Origin of the sequence: Escherichia sp. MOD1-EC7011 (assembly GCF_002965005.1) — a bacterium.
Classification (GTDB): Bacteria; Pseudomonadota; Gammaproteobacteria; order Enterobacterales; family Enterobacteriaceae; genus Escherichia; species Escherichia ruysiae.
The window spans coordinates 56,583-71,641 of sequence record NZ_PTRD01000003.1 but is presented as its reverse complement, the minus strand read 5'-3'; the positions used below and the strand labels follow the sequence as shown (position 1 = coordinate 71,641).

Sequence of the window (15,059 nt, the reverse complement as noted above, 5' to 3'; positions counted from 1 at the left end):
AAGGCGCCGAAGCGCCTTTAGAAGATAGTCGAATCAGTAAATTACTGGTATTCGCTAATCGGTACGCAGGAGCAGAACAGGTTACGGTCGCCGTAAACATCATCCAGACGTTTCACTGTTGGCCAGTATTTGTCTGCCACGCCTGCCGGGAATACTGCAACTTCACGGCTGTACGGATGCGCCCACTCGGCGACCAGTTCGCTCTGAATGTGCGGCGCGTTCACCAGCGGGTTATCTTCCAGCGGCCAGACACCAGCTTTCACCTGATCAATTTCTGCGCGGATAGCCAGCATCGCGTCGATAAAGCGATCCAGTTCCACTTTGCTTTCAGATTCAGTCGGTTCAACCATCAGCGTACCCGCCACCGGGAACGACATCGTCGGCGCGTGGAAACCGTAGTCGATCAGGCGCTTGGCAATATCCAGCTCGCTGATGCCGGTTTCTTCTTTCAGCGGGCGAATATCGAGAATACATTCGTGCGCCACGCGACCGTCGCGACCGGTATACAGCACCGGGAAGGCATCCTGCAGGCGGCTGGCAATATAGTTGGCGTTAAGAATTGCCACCTGGCTTGCTTTTTTCAGCCCTTCTGCGCCCATCATGCGGATGTACATCCAGCTGATTGGCAGAATGGATGCGCTACCGAACGGTGCCGCAGAAACCGCGCCCTGACGGGTTAACATGCCTTCGATTTGCACCACGCTATGACCCGGTACAAACGGCGCCAGATGCGCTTTCACGCCGATCGGTCCCATACCTGGGCCGCCACCGCCGTGCGGAATGCAGAAAGTTTTATGCAGGTTGAGGTGCGAAACGTCCGCGCCAATAAAACCCGGCGAGGTGATGCCAACCTGGGCGTTCATGTTCGCGCCATCAAGGTAAACCTGACCGCCGAACTGGTGTACAACTTCACACACTTCACGGATCGTTTCTTCGTACACGCCGTGGGTGGAAGGATAGGTCACCATGATGCAGGAGAGATTATCGCCCGCCTGTTCCGCTTTCGCGCGCAGATCAGTCAGATCGATGTTGCCGTTTTTATCACACGCCACAACCACCACTTGCATCCCTGCCATATGCGCGGAAGCGGGGTTAGTTCCGTGCGCAGAAGCCGGGATCAGGCAGATATCGCGATGCCCTTCGTTGCGGCTTTCATGATAATGACGAATCGCCAGCAGGCCCGCATATTCGCCCTGTGCGCCAGAGTTCGGCTGCATACAAACGGCGTCGTAACCGGTCAGTTTCACCAGCCAGTCAGCCAACTGCGCAATCATCTGCTGATAACCTTCGGCCTGTTCCGGCGGGCAGAACGGGTGCAGTTCGGCAAATTCCGGCCAGGTGATTGGGATCATCTCGGCGGCGGCGTTCAGTTTCATGGTGCAGGAACCCAGCGGGATCATCGCCTGATTCAGCGCCAGATCTTTACGCTCCAGCGAGTGCATATAGCGCATCATTTCGGTTTCGCTGTGGTAGCGATTAAACACCGGATGAGTGAGGATTTCGTCGTCGCGCAGCATCGCAGGCTGAATAGAGCGGCTGTCGTGAGCCACGTCTTTGTCCAGCGTGTCGATGTCCAGTCCGTGGTTATCGCCCAGCAGCACGCTGAAAAGCTGCATCACGTTTTCACGCGTGGTGGTTTCATCAAGGGTGATCCCAACCGCGTTCAGGATATCGCTACGCAGGTTGATTTCAGCCGCTTCGGCACGCGTCAGTACACCCGCTTTGTCTGCCACTTCCACACAAAGGGTGTCGAAATAGTGCGCATGGCGCAGCTTCAGACCTTTTTGTTGCAGCCCCGCAGCCAGAATATCGGTCAGACGATGAATACGGTTAGCGATACGTTTCAGACCAACCGGACCGTGATAAACGGCATACAGGCTGGCGATGTTTGCCAGCAGAACCTGGGAAGTACAAATGTTCGAGTTCGCTTTCTCGCGACGAATATGTTGTTCACGAGTCTGCATTGCCATGCGTAGCGCAGTATTACCAGCCGCATCTTTCGATACGCCGATAATGCGCCCCGGCATGGAGCGTTTGTATTCATCTTTCGCCGCAAAGAATGCTGCGTGTGGGCCACCGTAGCCCATCGGCACGCCGAAGCGTTGCGCCGAACCAAAAACAATATCCGCGCCCTGTTTACCCGGCGCAGTTAACAGCACCAGCGCCATAATATCGGCGGCAACGCTGACCACAATTTTGCGTGATTTCAGTTCGCTGATAAGCGCAGTGTAGTCGTGAATTTCACCAGTAGTACCGACCTGCTGTAACAGCACGCCGAAGACTTCCTGATGATCGAGCACTTTTTGCGCGTCATCGACAATGACTTCAAAACCAAATGTTTCGGCACGGGTGCGAACCACATCCAGCGTTTGCGGATGAACGTCAGAAGCAACGAAGAAGCGATTGGCATTTTTCAGTTTGCTGACGCGTTTAGCCATCGCCATTGCTTCGGCGGCAGCGGTAGCTTCGTCCAGCAGAGACGCCGAAGCCATATCCAGCCCGGTTAAATCCAGCGTTACCTGCTGGAAGTTGAGTAGTGCTTCAAGGCGGCCCTGGGAGACTTCAGGTTGATACGGAGTATACGCGGTATACCAGCCCGGATTTTCCAGCATGTTACGCAGGATAACCGGCGGTAACTGCACGGCGGTGTACCCCATGCCGATGTAAGACGTGAAGCGTTTATTGCGACTGGCAATAGCCTTGAGTTCTGCCAGTGCGGCGTATTCGGTCGCCGGTGCGCCAACCTGCGGCGGAGTCGCAAGCTGAATATCTTTCGGCACAATCTGGCCGGTCAGCGCGTTTAACGATTGTGCACCAACGGCATTCAGCATTTCTTGCTGTTGCGCGGCGTCCGGTCCGATATGGCGTTCAATAAAAGCGCCGCTATTTTCAAGCTGGCTTAACGTCTGTGTCATGAGCGATGGTTCCTGAAACGTGCAGTGAATTGTTAACCTCTCTCCTTGCGAAGAGAGTGAGGGTGAGGCGTAAATTTCCTCACCCTGATCCTCTCCCGCAGAAGAGGAATAAAGCCGTTACTCGTCTTCTAACAATGCTTCGTATGCGGTCGCATCCAGCAGTGAATCCAGTTCGCTTTCATCGCTGGCTTTGATTTTAAAGATCCAACCGCCTGCATACGGTTCGCTGTTCACCAGTTCCGGGGAATCGCTCAGTGCGTCGTTTACCGCCACGATTTCACCGCTTACTGGCGCATAAATGTCTGACGCCGCTTTTACTGATTCGGCAACCGCGCAGTCATCGCCCGCGCTAACCGTTGCGCCCACTTCCGGCAGGTCAACAAACACCATATCGCCTAACAGCTCCTGAGCGTGTTCGGTGATGCCAACGGTGTAAGTGCCGTCGGCTTCTTTACGCAGCCATTCGTGTTCTTTGCTGTATTTCAGTTCTGCTGGTACGTTGCTCATCAATCAATCTCCAAAAAAGTAAATCACGCGACGGCTTTGCCGTTACGCACAAAAACAGGTTTCGTCACTTTAACCGGCATTTCACGGTTGCGAATTTGCACAATCGCTGTTTCACCAATACCTTCCGGCACGCGCGCCAGCGCAATGCTGTAACCCAGCGTCGGGGAGAAAGTACCGCTGGTGATAATGCCTTCATGCTGGTTGCCCTGCGCATCGGTAAAACGTACCGGCAGTTCATTACGCAGCACGCCTTTTTCGGTCATCACCAGACCAACCAGTTTTTCTGTGCCATGTTCACGCTGCGCTTCCAGAGCTTCACGACCAATAAAGTCACGATCTGCCGGTTCCCAGGCGATAGTCCAGCCCATATTGGCGGCTAAAGGAGAGATGGTTTCGTCCATCTCCTGACTATAAAGATTCATACCCGCTTCCAGACGCAGCGTGTCACGCGCGCCCAGGCCGCATGGCTTAACGCCCGCTTCCACCAGCGCGCGCCAGAAATCCGCCGCTTTTTCATTGGGCAGCGCAATTTCGTAGCCCGCTTCACCGGTATAACCAGTGGTGGCAATAAACAGATCGCCCGCCTGCACGCCAAAGAACGGTTTCATCCCTTCCACCGCCTGACGCTGGGCGTCATTAAACAGTGTGGCAGCTTTTGCCTGCGCATTCGGCCCTTGCACGGCAATCATGGAAAGGTCATCACGAACGGTAATTTCGATGCCGAAAGGTTCAGCGTGTTGGGTAATCCAGGAGAGGTCTTTTTCGCGGGTGGCGGAGTTAACAACGAGGCGGAAGAAATCTTCAGTAAAGTAGTAGACGATGAGATCATCTATCACACCGCCAGAGGCATTCAACATCCCCGAGTAAAGGGCTTTGCCGCTTTTGGTGAGCTTCGCCACATCGTTCGCCAGCAGATAACGCAGAAACTCCCGGGTGCGGCAGCCGCGAAGATCGACGATGGTCATATGTGACACATCAAACATTCCGGCATCGGTACGTACCGCATGATGTTCGTCGATTTGCGAACCGTAATGCAGCGGCATCATCCAGCCGTGGAAATCTACCATGCGAGCGCCGCAAAGCGTGTGTTGTTCGTACAAAGGAGTCTGTTGTGCCATCTTGTCCTCATTGAATAAGCGGGGCTGACAACTTTTCATGGCGAAAATATCACCACGAAACCCAGCATCGGAGCCACTCCCGGTCCCCAACGCAATCGTTCTCTTTTCCCTGAACTTACCACCGAAACAGACGGTTAACCATAAGGTAAAATTGATCATCACATTAGCTTATGGTTAAAAAACACAAAGATCTCAACAGAATAAAAAACCAAAAATTTATTTTATTTTTATACAAATATGATGCTTTCAGGAATGTGATTTGGATAAACCAATATTAAGAACTGAAAATATGCCAAAAATCACTCAATAAAAAAATCGTAACATTAGAAAATATAATGCGAAATTGATGGTGAAATTAGTTTATTTCAAATGAGCAAAATCTCCCGGCGAAAAAACCGGGAGAAGAAAGTGTGATGGGTATCAAATAAACAGTTGAGGAGAAATTTTTTAACGCAGCCATTCAGGCAAATCATTTAATCCCATAGCCTGACGGATCAGTTGTGATTTAACGCCAGGAAGCGTATCGGCCAGTTTCAGGCCAATATCACGCAGCAGTTTTTTCGCCGGATTGCCCCCGGAAAACAGATCGCGAAAGCCTTGCATACCAGCCAGCATCAGCGCCGCACTGTGCTTGCGGCTACGCTCATAGCGACGCAGATAAATGTACTGCCCGATGTCTTTCCCCTGACGATGCAACCGTTTCAGTTCAGCAATCAGCTCTGCAGCATCCATAAAGCCGAGATTAACGCCCTGCCCCGCCAGCGGATGAATGGTATGCGCAGCGTCGCCCACCAGCGCCAGACGGTGCGCGGCAAACTGGCGCGCATAACGCCCCGTCAGCGGAAACACCTGACGCTCGCTCTCAACCTTGCATAAGCCCAGGCGATTATCAAAAGCGATATTTAACGCGCGATTAAATTCGTCTTCGCCTGCCTGCTGCATCCGCTGCGCTTCCTCTGGCGACAGTGACCAGACAATCGAACAAAGATGCGGATCGCTAAGCGGTAAAAAGGCCAGAATGCCTTCGCCATGGAAAACCTGCCGCGCTACTGCGTCATGCGGTTCTTCAGTGCGAATGGTCGCCACCAGCGCGTGATGCTGATAATCCCAGAAAGTCAGCGGAATATCGGCTTTGTTGCGCAACCAGGAGTTTGCCCCGTCTGCGCCAATCACCAGACGCGCCGTTAACATACTGCCGTCTTTCAGCGTCAGGAAGGTTTCGTTCTCTCCCCAGGCGACCTGCTGTAATTCTGCAGGAGCTAGCAGGGTGATATCTGACGACTGCTGCACTTTGTTCCACAGCGCATAGTGAATAACTGAATTTTCAACAATATGCCCAAGATGGCTATAGCCCATGCTCTGATCGTCAAACGAGATGTGACCAAAGCTGTCTTTGTCCCACACTTCCATGCCGTGATAGCAACTGGCTCTACGGGACATAATGTCCTGCCAGACGCCAAGACGGGTAAGTAATTTTTCGCTGGCGGCATTGATAGCCGAAACGCGCAATTGTGGTGGTGCATCCGCCGCCAGAGGTTCAGGTACGCGCTGCTCCAGTACGGCAACACGTAAGCCGCTGCCCTGTAAGCCGCAGGCAACCGCCAGCCCCACCATGCCGCCGCCAACAATGGCTACATCAACACTTTGCATTGTTTATTCCTTAAAACCGCCTTCAACGCGCCACCCAACCGAGAGTGCGCTGCGCCAGCACATCGCGTGCCGGGGTGAATAATTCCATTGCCATCAGCCCGATGTTGCGCCCAACAACCAGCGGCGCCCAGCGGTTGGCAAAAAGATGAACAAGGCTGTCTGTTACACCAATAGTCGCTTCGCGATCGCTCTGCCGACGCTGCTGGTAACGGCACAAAATGCCGTAATCACCGATATCCTCTCCGCGTTCCTGCGCCTGAGTCAGAGTTTCAGCAAGGCTCATCACATCACGCATACCGAGATTAAATCCTTGCCCGGCAATCGGGTGCAGGGTTTGCGCCGCATTGCCCACCAGCACGGCGCGGTGGGTAATAGGTTTAGCGGCGCGGGTTAACGCCAGCGGATAAGCACTGCGTTTTCCGGCATGAGTAATTTGCCCCAGTCGCCAGCCAAACGCAGCCTGGAGTTCACGGCAGAGCTCATCATCACTCCACGCCAGTACCTCTTCGCGCCGTTCCAGTGGATGACACCAGACCAGCGAACAGCGTCCGTCAGACATCGGCAACATCGCCAACGGGCCATGTTTCGTGAAGCGTTCAAAAGCGCGCCCTTCGTGCGCAACGGAGGTCACAACGTTGGCAATCACCGCCAGTTGCTCGTAAGGCTCCTGCTGCCAGTCAACGCCGCACGCGGTGGCTAACGCTGAATGGGTGCCGTCAGCGGCTACCAGCACACGCCCCGTCAGCGTCTCACCACTCTCCAGTTTCACCTCAACGTTACTCTGAGTACGAGCAACGTTAGCAACGCGATCCGGACAGTGCAGCGTTACGCCAGGCGCTTTGCGCAACAGCGCAAACAGTCGTTGTCCGACATTGTGCAACTCGACAACCTGCCCCAGCGCCGCCAGTTGATAATCTTCTGCGGCGAGGGTGACGAATCCGGCATGACCGCGATCGCTGACATGCACGGTAGTGATGGCGGTTGCGCAATCAGCCAGAGATTGCCAGACGCCGATACGTGCCAGTTGCTGGCAGGTGCCCGCCGCCAGCGCAATAGCCCGGCCATCAAAGCCCGGATGGGCATGTGACTCTGGCGCAGTCGCTTCAATCAAATGTACCGGCAGCGCCCCGTGACTTAACCGGGAAATAGCCAGCGCCAGCGTCGCGCCCGCCATGCCGCCACCGACGATGATTACGCTCATTGCTTTCTCGCAGCTGCCATCAACGCTTCGATTTCTTCCGGCTTTTTCACCACGCTGGCGGTGAGGTTTTCGTTGCCAGTTTCGGTAATCACAATGTCGTCTTCAATACGAATGCCGATACCGCGATATTGTTCTGGCACATCCGCATCCGGCGCGATATACAGCCCTGGCTCTACGGTCAGTACCATGCCCGGTTCAAGAATGCGCGAACGATCCTGACCATAAACACCTACGTCATGGACATCCAGCCCTAACCAATGGCTAAGGCCATGCATAAAGAAAGGACGGTGGGCGTTTTGAGCGATCAGTTCATCGACATCACCTTTCAGGATACCGAGTTTTACCAGGCCGTTAATCATAATGCGCACAACTTCACCGGTGACTTCCTGAATGGAGGTTCCCGGACGATACAGACGCAGGCTGGTTTCGAGAGACTCCAGCACAATGTCGTAGATTTCACGCTGAGCCTGGGTGAATTTGCCGTTGACCGGGAAGGTGCGGGTAATATCGCCAGCGTAACCTTTATATTCACAGCCCGCGTCAATCAACACCAGATCACCGTCACGCAGTTCACACTCGTTTTCGGTGTAGTGCAGAATGCAGCCGTTTTCACCGCTGCCGACAATGGTGTTATAGGAAGGATAGCGCGCGCCGTGGCGGTTAAATTCGTGGTGAATTTCGCCTTCCAGATGGTACTCGAACATTCCCGGACGGCATTTTTCCATCGCCCGTGTATGCGCCAGTGCGGTGATTTCACCCGCGCGGCGAAGTACGGCAATCTCTTCCGGCGATTTGAACAGGCGCATTTCATGAACAACAGGACGCCAGTCGATCATCGTTGCCGGAGCGGTGAGATTTTGCCGTGAGCCTTTACGCAGTTTTTCCAGCGCGCTGTTCACGATTTCATCAGCATAGGTATATTCGCCCTGAGCGTGATAAACCACATCCAGGCCATTAAGCAGTTGATAAAGTTGCTGATTGATTTCGCTGAACGCCAGTGCACGGTCAACGCCCAGTTTCTCTGGCGCGGCATCCTGACCTAAGCGACGACCAAACCAGATCTCCGCCGTCAGATCGCGCACACGGTTAAACAGAACGCTGTGGTTATGAGTGTCATCGCTTTTAATCAGCACCAGCACCGCTTCCGGTTCGTTAAAGCCGGTGAAGTACCAGAAGTCACTGTTTTGACGATACGGATATTCGCTGTCGGCGCTACGGGTCACTTCCGGGGCGGCAAAAATCAGCGCGGCGCTGCCGGGTTGCATTTGCTCCACCAGAGCCTGACGGCGACGCTGAAATTCTTGCGGGGATATATCACTCATAACACTCTCCTTACGTTTTTTGTTTTTAGTGTAGAGTCGGTTTTTGTACTTCTGGCGCAGTCGGTTGCGGATGAGTAAAGGTGTCGTGGCATAACAGCGCGGCAACACGGACGTACTCGATGATCTCTTCAAGCGACATTTCCAGCTCTTCCTGATCTTCGTCTTCGTCATATCCCAGTTGCGCGATGTTACGCAGATCGTCGATGGCTTCACCGGTTTCGCCAGTCACTTTATCCAGCTTCGGCTGAGTCACGCCAAGACCAAGCAGGAAGTGATTTACCCAGCCTGCCAGCGCATCAGCGCGATCGAAAACGCTGACATCATCGCCATCAGGCAGATAAAGCTGAAAAAGGAAGCCGTCATCCTGCAGGGCATCGCTGGTGGCTGAGTGCATTTTGCGCAATGCCTGTGCCAGCTCATGACCGAAAGCCATGCCTTCGTTCGTCAGGTCGTGAAGCAGCGGCAACCATGAACTGTCATCATTGCCACCGCAAATCATCCCGCTGATTAAACCGTGCATCTCAGCAGGGGTCAGACCCGTCCCTTGTTGGTTCAGATACTGGTTCATTTCGTTGTAACCAGGCATTTCGTTCTGTATAGACATAAGCATTCGTCATCAAAGGGAGGAAGATTCATGATATGCTACCACTTTGGACCCTGGTGAACCAGAAAAGGGCTTGTCTCTTCTCATCAGGGTAGCTATAGTTCGCCCCTTCGCAGACCATGAGTCTGAAGACGAAGGAAGCGCAGTCAATCAGCAGGAAGGTGGCATGTCTGCACAACCCGTCGATATCCAAATTTTTGGCCGTTCACTGCGTGTGAACTGCCCGCCTGACCAAAGGGATGCGTTGAATCAGGCCGCAGACGATCTGAATCAGCGGTTGCAAGATCTGAAAGAACGCACTAGAGTCACAAATACTGAACAGTTGGTCTTCATTGCTGCATTGAATATCAGCTATGAGTTAGCGCAAGAAAAAGCGAAGACTCGTGACTACGCGGCAAGTATGGAACAGCGTATTCGGATGCTGCAACAGACCATAGAACAAGCGTTACTTGAACAAGGTCGCATCACCGAAAAAACGAACCAAAACTTTGAATGACACTTTTCGGTTTACTGTGGTAGAGTAACCGTGAAGACAAAATTTCTCTGAGATGTTCGCAAGCGGGCCAGTCCCCTGAGCCGATATTTCATACCACAAGAATGTGGCGCTCCGTGGTTGGTGAGCATGCTCGGTTCGTCCGAGAAGCCTTAAAACTGCGACGACACATTCACCTTGAACCAAGGGTTCAAGGGTTACAGCCTGCGGCGGCATCTCGGAGATTCCCTTCTTACCTGGCACCAGCCATGACGCAACTACCAGAACTCCCACTGACATTATCCCGACAAGAAATCCGCAAAATGATTCGGCAACGTCGTCGTGCGTTAACGCCGGAACAACAGCAAGAAATGGGTCAACAAGCTGCTACCCGGATGATGACTTATCCCCCGGTGGTGATGGCGCATACGGTCGCTGTATTCCTCTCTTTTGATGGCGAGCTCGACACCCAACCGCTCATAGAACAACTCTGGCGTGCCGGTAAGCGCGTGTATCTTCCAGTTTTACACCCTTTTAGTGCTGGTAACTTACTGTTCCTGAATTACCATCCGCAAAGCGAATTGGTGATGAACAGATTGAAGATCCACGAGCCGAAACTGGATGTGCGCGATGTGCTTCCCCTTTCCCGGTTAGATGTGCTGGTCACGCCGCTAGTAGCCTTTGATGAGTACGGTCAACGCCTGGGAATGGGCGGCGGTTTTTATGATCGGACATTGCAAAACTGGCAGCACTACAAAATGCAGCCGGTAGGTTATGCGCATGATTGCCAGTTAGTAGAAAAACTGCCGGTTGAAGAGTGGGATATCCCACTGCCTGCGGTGGTTACACCGTCGAAAGTCTGGGAGTGGTGAGGGCGATACACCTGCATCGCCCTGATTGACATCGTTGATTCTTTGACCTAATTTAGTGAGTAAGGGTAAGGGAGGATTACTCCTCCCTGTGACTGACTGTTAATAAGCTCCGAAACTTATCAGTAACAGTACAATCAGTATGATGACAAGTCGCATCATAACCCTTCTCCTTTAAGCCCTCGCTTCGGTGAGGGCTTTACCGTTACAGCCCCATGCTGCCCTGCCATCGTAAACTCTCTTTAAATAACCACAACGCATTGATCTACCTTTAAATCTTTTCTTCGAGCGCACTCGTAAAACGTTATGTAAGGCAGACATACATTGCAGGGATAAGGGATTAATTACGGCAGTTAACGCGGGCGATGAAGTGGCTATCCAAAAGATCGGTTCAGGGCGATGCACCCCGCATCGCCCTGATTGACATCGTTGATTCTTTAACCTAATTTAGTGAGTAAGGGTAAGGGAGGATTGCTCCTCCCCTGAGACTGACTGTTAATAAGCTGGGAAACTTATGAGTAACAGTACAATCAGTATGATGACAAGTCGCATCATAACCCTTCTCCTTCAAGCCCTCGCTTCGGTGAGGGCTTTACCGTTACAGCCCTGTGCTGTCCCGCCATCGTAAATCCTCTTCGAATAAAGGCAACGCATTGATCTGGCTTTGATTTATTTCTTCGAGCAGACTCGCAAAGGCGATTGCAGCACACTGCAAATGCAGTGATAAGCGCGGGAAAAGGGATAAAAAAACGGGCAAGTCAGCGACCTGCCCGTTGTTTGTCAGAGAAGGGAAATCAGTACAGCAGACGGGCGCGAATGGTGCCCGGAATCGCTTTCATTGCCTGTAATGCTTTTTCAGCAACGTCTTCATCTGCTTCAATATCAATAACTACGTAGCCCATCTGAGCAGACGTTTGCAGATACTGCGCGGCGATGTTAACGCCCTGCTCGGCAAAGATTTTGTTCAGCGCAGTCAGCACGCCCGGACGGTTTTCGTGGATGTGCATCAGACGGCGGCCACCGTGCAGCGGCAGCGAGACTTCCGGGAAGTTTACCGCAGAGAGCGTGGAGCCATTGTCAGAGTACTTGATCAATTTACCCGCAACTTCCAGGCCGATATTCTCCTGCGCTTCCTGAGTCGAACCGCCAATGTGCGGCGTCAGCAGGACGTTGTCGAATTCGCACAGCGGAGAAGTAAACGGATCGCTGTTGGTCGCTGGTTCTGTTGGGAATACATCGATTGCCGCGCCAGCCAGATGTTTGCTCGCCAGTGCGTCACACAGCGCCGGAATATCGACCACAGTACCGCGCGAAGCGTTAATCAGCAGCGAGCCGGGCTTCATCAGTGAGATCTCTTTCGCGCCCATCATGTTTTTGGTAGACGGATTTTCAGGCACATGCAGGCTCACCACGTCGCTCATATTCAGCAAGTCGGAAAGATGTTGCACCTGCGTCGCGTTACCCAGCGGCAGTTTGTTTTCAATATCATAGAAGTAAACATACATCCCCAGCGACTCAGCCAGAATGCCAAGCTGCGTACCGATATGACCATAACCAATGATACCCAGCTTTTTGCCGCGCGCTTCAAAAGACCCCGCCGCCAGTTTGTTCCACACGCCACGGTGCGCTTTGGCGTTGGCTTCCGGCACTCCGCGCAATAGCAGCAGAAGTTCACCAATCACCAGCTCAGCGACAGAACGCGTATTCGAAAACGGTGCGTTAAATACCGGAATCCCGCGTTTTGCCGCAGCATTTAAATCAACCTGGTTTGTGCCTATGCAAAAACAGCCAATAGCGACCAGCTTTTCTGCAGCATTGATCACTTCTTCGGTCAGATGGGTTCGGGATCGCAGGCCGATGAAGTGGGCATCGCGGATGGATTCTTTTAATTGTTCATCATCCAGCGCGCCTTTATGAAATTCGATGTTGGTGTAACCTGCCGCGCGAAGACTTTCCAGCGCCTTTTGGTGCACGCCTTCTACCAGCAGAAACTTAATCTTGTCTTTCTCCAGCGATACCTTTGCCATTTACCCAATCCTGTCTTTGAAATGTTGTGTGTGGATTTGCATCCGCCTTTCAACATATCAAAAAATAATATTGCGGCAATATGAACGTTTGCGTCGCGATGTTGAGGAAATATCACGAGAGGTTGATTAACAGAAGAAAATGCTGAAGATGAGACTTTCTTTAGCGTGTTAGACAAAAGTGAGTTAAAAACGTGATAGATGTCACCAAATTTAACAATGCAAAAAATTTTTAACGGGGGACGAACTCCCCCGTCAGATCATTTCACAATGGTTTTAACGCCGTCAGGCGTGCCAATCAGCGCGACGTCCGCGCCACGGTTGGCAAACAGACCAACAGTAACCACACCCGGAATCGCATTAATCGCATTTTCCATCGCCACCGGATCAAGGATTTCCATACCGTGGACGTCGAGGATCACGTTGCCGTTATCAGTCACCACGCCCTGACGATATTCCGGACGGCCACCAAGTTTCACCAGTTGACGAGCCACTGCACTACGCGCCATCGGAATCACTTCCACCGGCAACGGGAATTTGCCCAGAATATCGACCTGCTTGGAGGCGTCCGCGATGCAGATAAATTTCTCTGCAACCGAAGCAATGATTTTTTCACGCGTCAGCGCCGCGCCGCCGCCTTTGATCATCTGCATATGGCCGTTGATTTCATCTGCACCGTCAACGTAGATGCCGAGGCTGTCAACTTCATTGAGGTCAAATACATGAATGCCAAGGCTTTTTAGTTTTTCAGTGGATGCATCCGAGCTGGAAACTGCCCCTTCAATCTGACCTTTCATCGTGCCGAGTGCATCAATAAAGTGTGCGGCGGTGGAACCTGTACCAACACCAACAATGGTTCCGGGCTGAACATACTGAAGTGCCGCCCATCCTACTGCTTTTTTCAATTCATCCTGCGTCATGATCGTTTCGCCTGTGGTATGAAATTTCAGACGCATTATATACAAAAAAAGCGATTCAGACCCCGTCAGCAAGTCGTGCGGATAACTCATCCATGAAATAACAGGCAATGGCGGGCATCCTCTTTCACCCCGGCAAATCTGGGTATCAGGAGGTATCAGGATTACCCTTCTATCCCCCATTCTGCATATCTGAAACTACGCCGATAAAGGTGAAGCACTTCAATACAACCAATTGATAATATTAATAATAAAAATAACATCTATTGTTAGCATCTCGCCCACAGAACGTTGCCTTTACGCTCTACAAAGACTAAAAAACACGGTGTTGTCAGTCAAAATTTCCATTATGGCTGCTTTTGTATACGTTAAATGCTCTGTACCCAAAGCAAAATTATGTCATAGTTCGGCATAAGAAAATTTGAGGAGCAGGTTAAAGCAATGAAACGCCCGGACTACAGAACATTACAGGCACTGGATGCGGTAATACGTGAACGAGGATTTGAGCGCGCGGCACAGAAATTGTGCATTACGCAATCAGCCGTCTCACAGCGCATTAAGCAGCTGGAAAATATGTTCGGGCAGCCGTTATTAGTGCGTACTGTCCCACCGCGACCTACAGAACAAGGGCAAAAACTGCTGGCACTGCTTCGCCAGGTGGAATTGCTGGAAGAAGAGTGGCTGGGGGATGAACAAACCGGTTCAACCCCGCTGCTGCTTTCACTGGCGGTCAACGCAGACAGTCTGGCAACCTGGCTGCTGCCGGCGCTGGCTCCGGTGCTGGCTGATTCGCCTATTCGTCTGAACTTGCAGGTGGAAGATGAAACCCGCACCCAGGAACGCCTGCGTCGCGGTGAAGTAGTTGGCGCGGTGAGTATTCAACATCAGGCGCTGCCCAGTTGTCTTGTCGATAAACTTGGCGCGCTTGACTATCTGTTCGTCAGCTCCAGACCATTTGCCGAGAAATACTTCCCTAACGGAGTAAGCCGCTCCGCGCTGCTCAAGGCACCGGTGGTGGCGTTTGACCATCTTGACGATATGCACCAGGCATTTTTGCAGCAAAACTTCGATCTGCCGCCAGGTAGCGTACCGTGCCATATCGTTAACTCGTCTGAAGCCTTCGTTCAACTCGCTCGCCAGGGAACAACCTGCTGTATGATCCCACACCTGCAAATTGAGAAAGAACTGGCGAGCGGCGAGCTGATCGACCTTACGCCAGGGCTGTTTCAACGGCGAATGCTCTACTGGCACCGCTTTGCCCCAGAAAGCCGCATGATGCGTAAAGTCACTGATGCTTTACTAGACTATGGTCACAAAGTACTTCGTCAGGATTAATCAATCACTTAATGCCTGATAGCACATATCAGGCATTTTCCTTTTTTCTTTTTATCTTCTTTGAACAACGTCACGAAACAGACAAATCTCACGCGGCAAAAAACGACGTCCCAATGCATTTTTTT

14 protein-coding genes and 1 other RNA gene are annotated in these 15,059 nt (G+C 52.2%); 4 read left to right on the top strand and 11 right to left on the bottom strand.

Features of this window, described 5'->3' with window-relative positions:
* Nucleotides 1-41 precede the first annotated feature (41 nt).
* The 7 genes from gcvP to ygfB all read right to left on the bottom strand — a co-directional run bounded on the left by gcvP (nt 42) and on the right by ygfB (nt 9,317).
* Nucleotides 42-2,915 (bottom strand): aminomethyl-transferring glycine dehydrogenase, encoded by a 2,874-nt coding sequence (gene gcvP / locus A7098_RS01900; protein WP_105280242.1) that lies wholly within the window; start codon nt 2,913-2,915, stop codon nt 42-44.
* 117 nt (nt 2,916-3,032) lie between these two features.
* A complete protein-coding gene (gene gcvH / locus A7098_RS01895; protein WP_002461349.1) occupies nt 3,033-3,422 on the bottom strand; it encodes a glycine cleavage system protein GcvH in 390 nt (129 codons plus the stop codon).
* Between the two features lie 23 nt (nt 3,423-3,445).
* The gene (gene gcvT, locus A7098_RS01890) at nt 3,446-4,540 is read right to left on the bottom strand and encodes a glycine cleavage system aminomethyltransferase GcvT (protein ID WP_024212662.1); all 1,095 of its coding nucleotides are present in this window, start codon (nt 4,538-4,540) and stop codon (nt 3,446-3,448) included.
* Between the two features lie 447 nt (nt 4,541-4,987).
* Nucleotides 4,988-6,190: an FAD-dependent 2-octaprenylphenol hydroxylase gene (ubiI, locus tag A7098_RS01885; RefSeq protein WP_105280241.1), complete on the bottom strand. Its 1,203-nt coding sequence runs from the start codon at nt 6,188-6,190 to the stop codon at nt 4,988-4,990.
* Between the two features lie 22 nt (nt 6,191-6,212).
* Nucleotides 6,213-7,391, bottom strand: coding sequence for a 2-octaprenyl-6-methoxyphenyl hydroxylase (gene ubiH / locus A7098_RS01880; RefSeq protein ID WP_105280240.1), 1,179 nt, complete (start codon nt 7,389-7,391; stop codon nt 6,213-6,215).
* Nucleotides 7,388-8,713, bottom strand: coding sequence for a Xaa-Pro aminopeptidase (gene pepP, locus A7098_RS01875; protein ID WP_105280239.1), 1,326 nt, complete (start codon nt 8,711-8,713; stop codon nt 7,388-7,390). Before pepP ends, ubiH begins: the two co-directional genes overlap by 4 nt.
* A 25-nt stretch (nt 8,714-8,738) precedes the next feature.
* Nucleotides 8,739-9,317 carry a UPF0149 family protein YgfB gene (gene ygfB, locus A7098_RS01870; protein ID WP_001295378.1) on the bottom strand — a complete coding sequence of 193 codons (579 nt, stop codon included), beginning with the start codon at nt 9,315-9,317 and terminating at the stop codon, nt 8,739-8,741.
* Nucleotides 9,318-9,483: 166 nt separating this feature from the next.
* On the opposite strand from ygfB, the gene zapA reads away from it, so the two are divergent.
* The 3 genes from zapA (at nt 9,484) to A7098_RS01850 (ending at nt 10,661) form a co-directional block, all read left to right on the top strand.
* Nucleotides 9,484-9,813 carry a cell division protein ZapA gene (gene zapA / locus A7098_RS01860; RefSeq protein ID WP_001276008.1) on the top strand — a complete coding sequence of 110 codons (330 nt, stop codon included), beginning with the start codon at nt 9,484-9,486 and terminating at the stop codon, nt 9,811-9,813.
* A gap of 41 nt (nt 9,814-9,854) precedes the next feature.
* A non-coding RNA gene (ssrS, locus tag A7098_RS01855) (6S RNA) lies at nt 9,855-10,038 on the top strand.
* Nucleotides 10,039-10,058: 20 nt separating this feature from the next.
* Nucleotides 10,059-10,661, top strand: coding sequence for a 5-formyltetrahydrofolate cyclo-ligase (locus tag A7098_RS01850; protein ID WP_000192749.1), 603 nt, complete (start codon nt 10,059-10,061; stop codon nt 10,659-10,661).
* A gap of 99 nt (nt 10,662-10,760) precedes the next feature.
* Here the strand turns inward: A7098_RS01850 and ibsC (A7098_RS01845) are convergent, their stop codons facing one another.
* From ibsC (A7098_RS01845) to rpiA, 4 genes are all read right to left on the bottom strand, one after another.
* Complete coding sequence (gene ibsC / locus A7098_RS01845; protein WP_071524576.1) at nt 10,761-10,820, bottom strand: type I toxin-antitoxin system toxin IbsC; 60 nt, start codon at nt 10,818-10,820, stop codon at nt 10,761-10,763.
* A gap of 333 nt (nt 10,821-11,153) precedes the next feature.
* On the bottom strand, nt 11,154-11,213 hold the full coding sequence (gene ibsC, locus A7098_RS01835; RefSeq protein WP_071525914.1) for a type I toxin-antitoxin system toxin IbsC: 60 nt from the start codon (nt 11,211-11,213) through the stop codon (nt 11,154-11,156).
* Nucleotides 11,214-11,452: 239 nt separating this feature from the next.
* A complete protein-coding gene (gene serA, locus A7098_RS01830) occupies nt 11,453-12,685 on the bottom strand; it encodes a phosphoglycerate dehydrogenase (RefSeq protein WP_001151617.1) in 1,233 nt (410 codons plus the stop codon).
* Nucleotides 12,686-12,942: 257 nt separating this feature from the next.
* Nucleotides 12,943-13,602, bottom strand: a complete 660-nt coding sequence (rpiA, locus tag A7098_RS01825; protein ID WP_024191163.1) for a ribose-5-phosphate isomerase RpiA — start codon at nt 13,600-13,602, stop codon at nt 12,943-12,945.
* 438 nt (nt 13,603-14,040) lie between these two features.
* Between rpiA and argP the strand changes: the two genes are divergently transcribed.
* Nucleotides 14,041-14,934 (top strand): DNA-binding transcriptional regulator ArgP, encoded by an 894-nt coding sequence (gene argP / locus A7098_RS01820; protein ID WP_000828352.1) that lies wholly within the window; start codon nt 14,041-14,043, stop codon nt 14,932-14,934.
* Nucleotides 14,935-15,059 lie beyond the last annotated feature (125 nt).

Coding starts and splice junctions, on each gene's coding strand:
- gcvP (WP_105280242.1), bottom strand. CDS start 2,915: ATGACACAGACGTTAAGCCAGCTTGAAAATAGCGGCGCTTTTATTGAA.
- pepP (WP_105280239.1), bottom strand. CDS start 8,713: ATGAGTGATATATCCCCGCAAGAATTTCAGCGTCGCCGTCAGGCTCTG.
- zapA (WP_001276008.1), top strand. CDS start 9,484: ATGTCTGCACAACCCGTCGATATCCAAATTTTTGGCCGTTCACTGCGT.
- gcvH (WP_002461349.1), bottom strand. CDS start 3,422: ATGAGCAACGTACCAGCAGAACTGAAATACAGCAAAGAACACGAATGG.
- gcvT (WP_024212662.1), bottom strand. CDS start 4,540: ATGGCACAACAGACTCCTTTGTACGAACAACACACGCTTTGCGGCGCT.
- ubiI (WP_105280241.1), bottom strand. CDS start 6,190: ATGCAAAGTGTTGATGTAGCCATTGTTGGCGGCGGCATGGTGGGGCTG.
- rpiA (WP_024191163.1), bottom strand. CDS start 13,602: ATGACGCAGGATGAATTGAAAAAAGCAGTAGGATGGGCGGCACTTCAG.
- ubiH (WP_105280240.1), bottom strand. CDS start 7,391: ATGAGCGTAATCATCGTCGGTGGCGGCATGGCGGGCGCGACGCTGGCG.
- A7098_RS01850 (WP_000192749.1), top strand. CDS start 10,059: ATGACGCAACTACCAGAACTCCCACTGACATTATCCCGACAAGAAATC.
- ygfB (WP_001295378.1), bottom strand. CDS start 9,317: ATGTCTATACAGAACGAAATGCCTGGTTACAACGAAATGAACCAGTAT.
- argP (WP_000828352.1), top strand. CDS start 14,041: ATGAAACGCCCGGACTACAGAACATTACAGGCACTGGATGCGGTAATA.
- serA (WP_001151617.1), bottom strand. CDS start 12,685: ATGGCAAAGGTATCGCTGGAGAAAGACAAGATTAAGTTTCTGCTGGTA.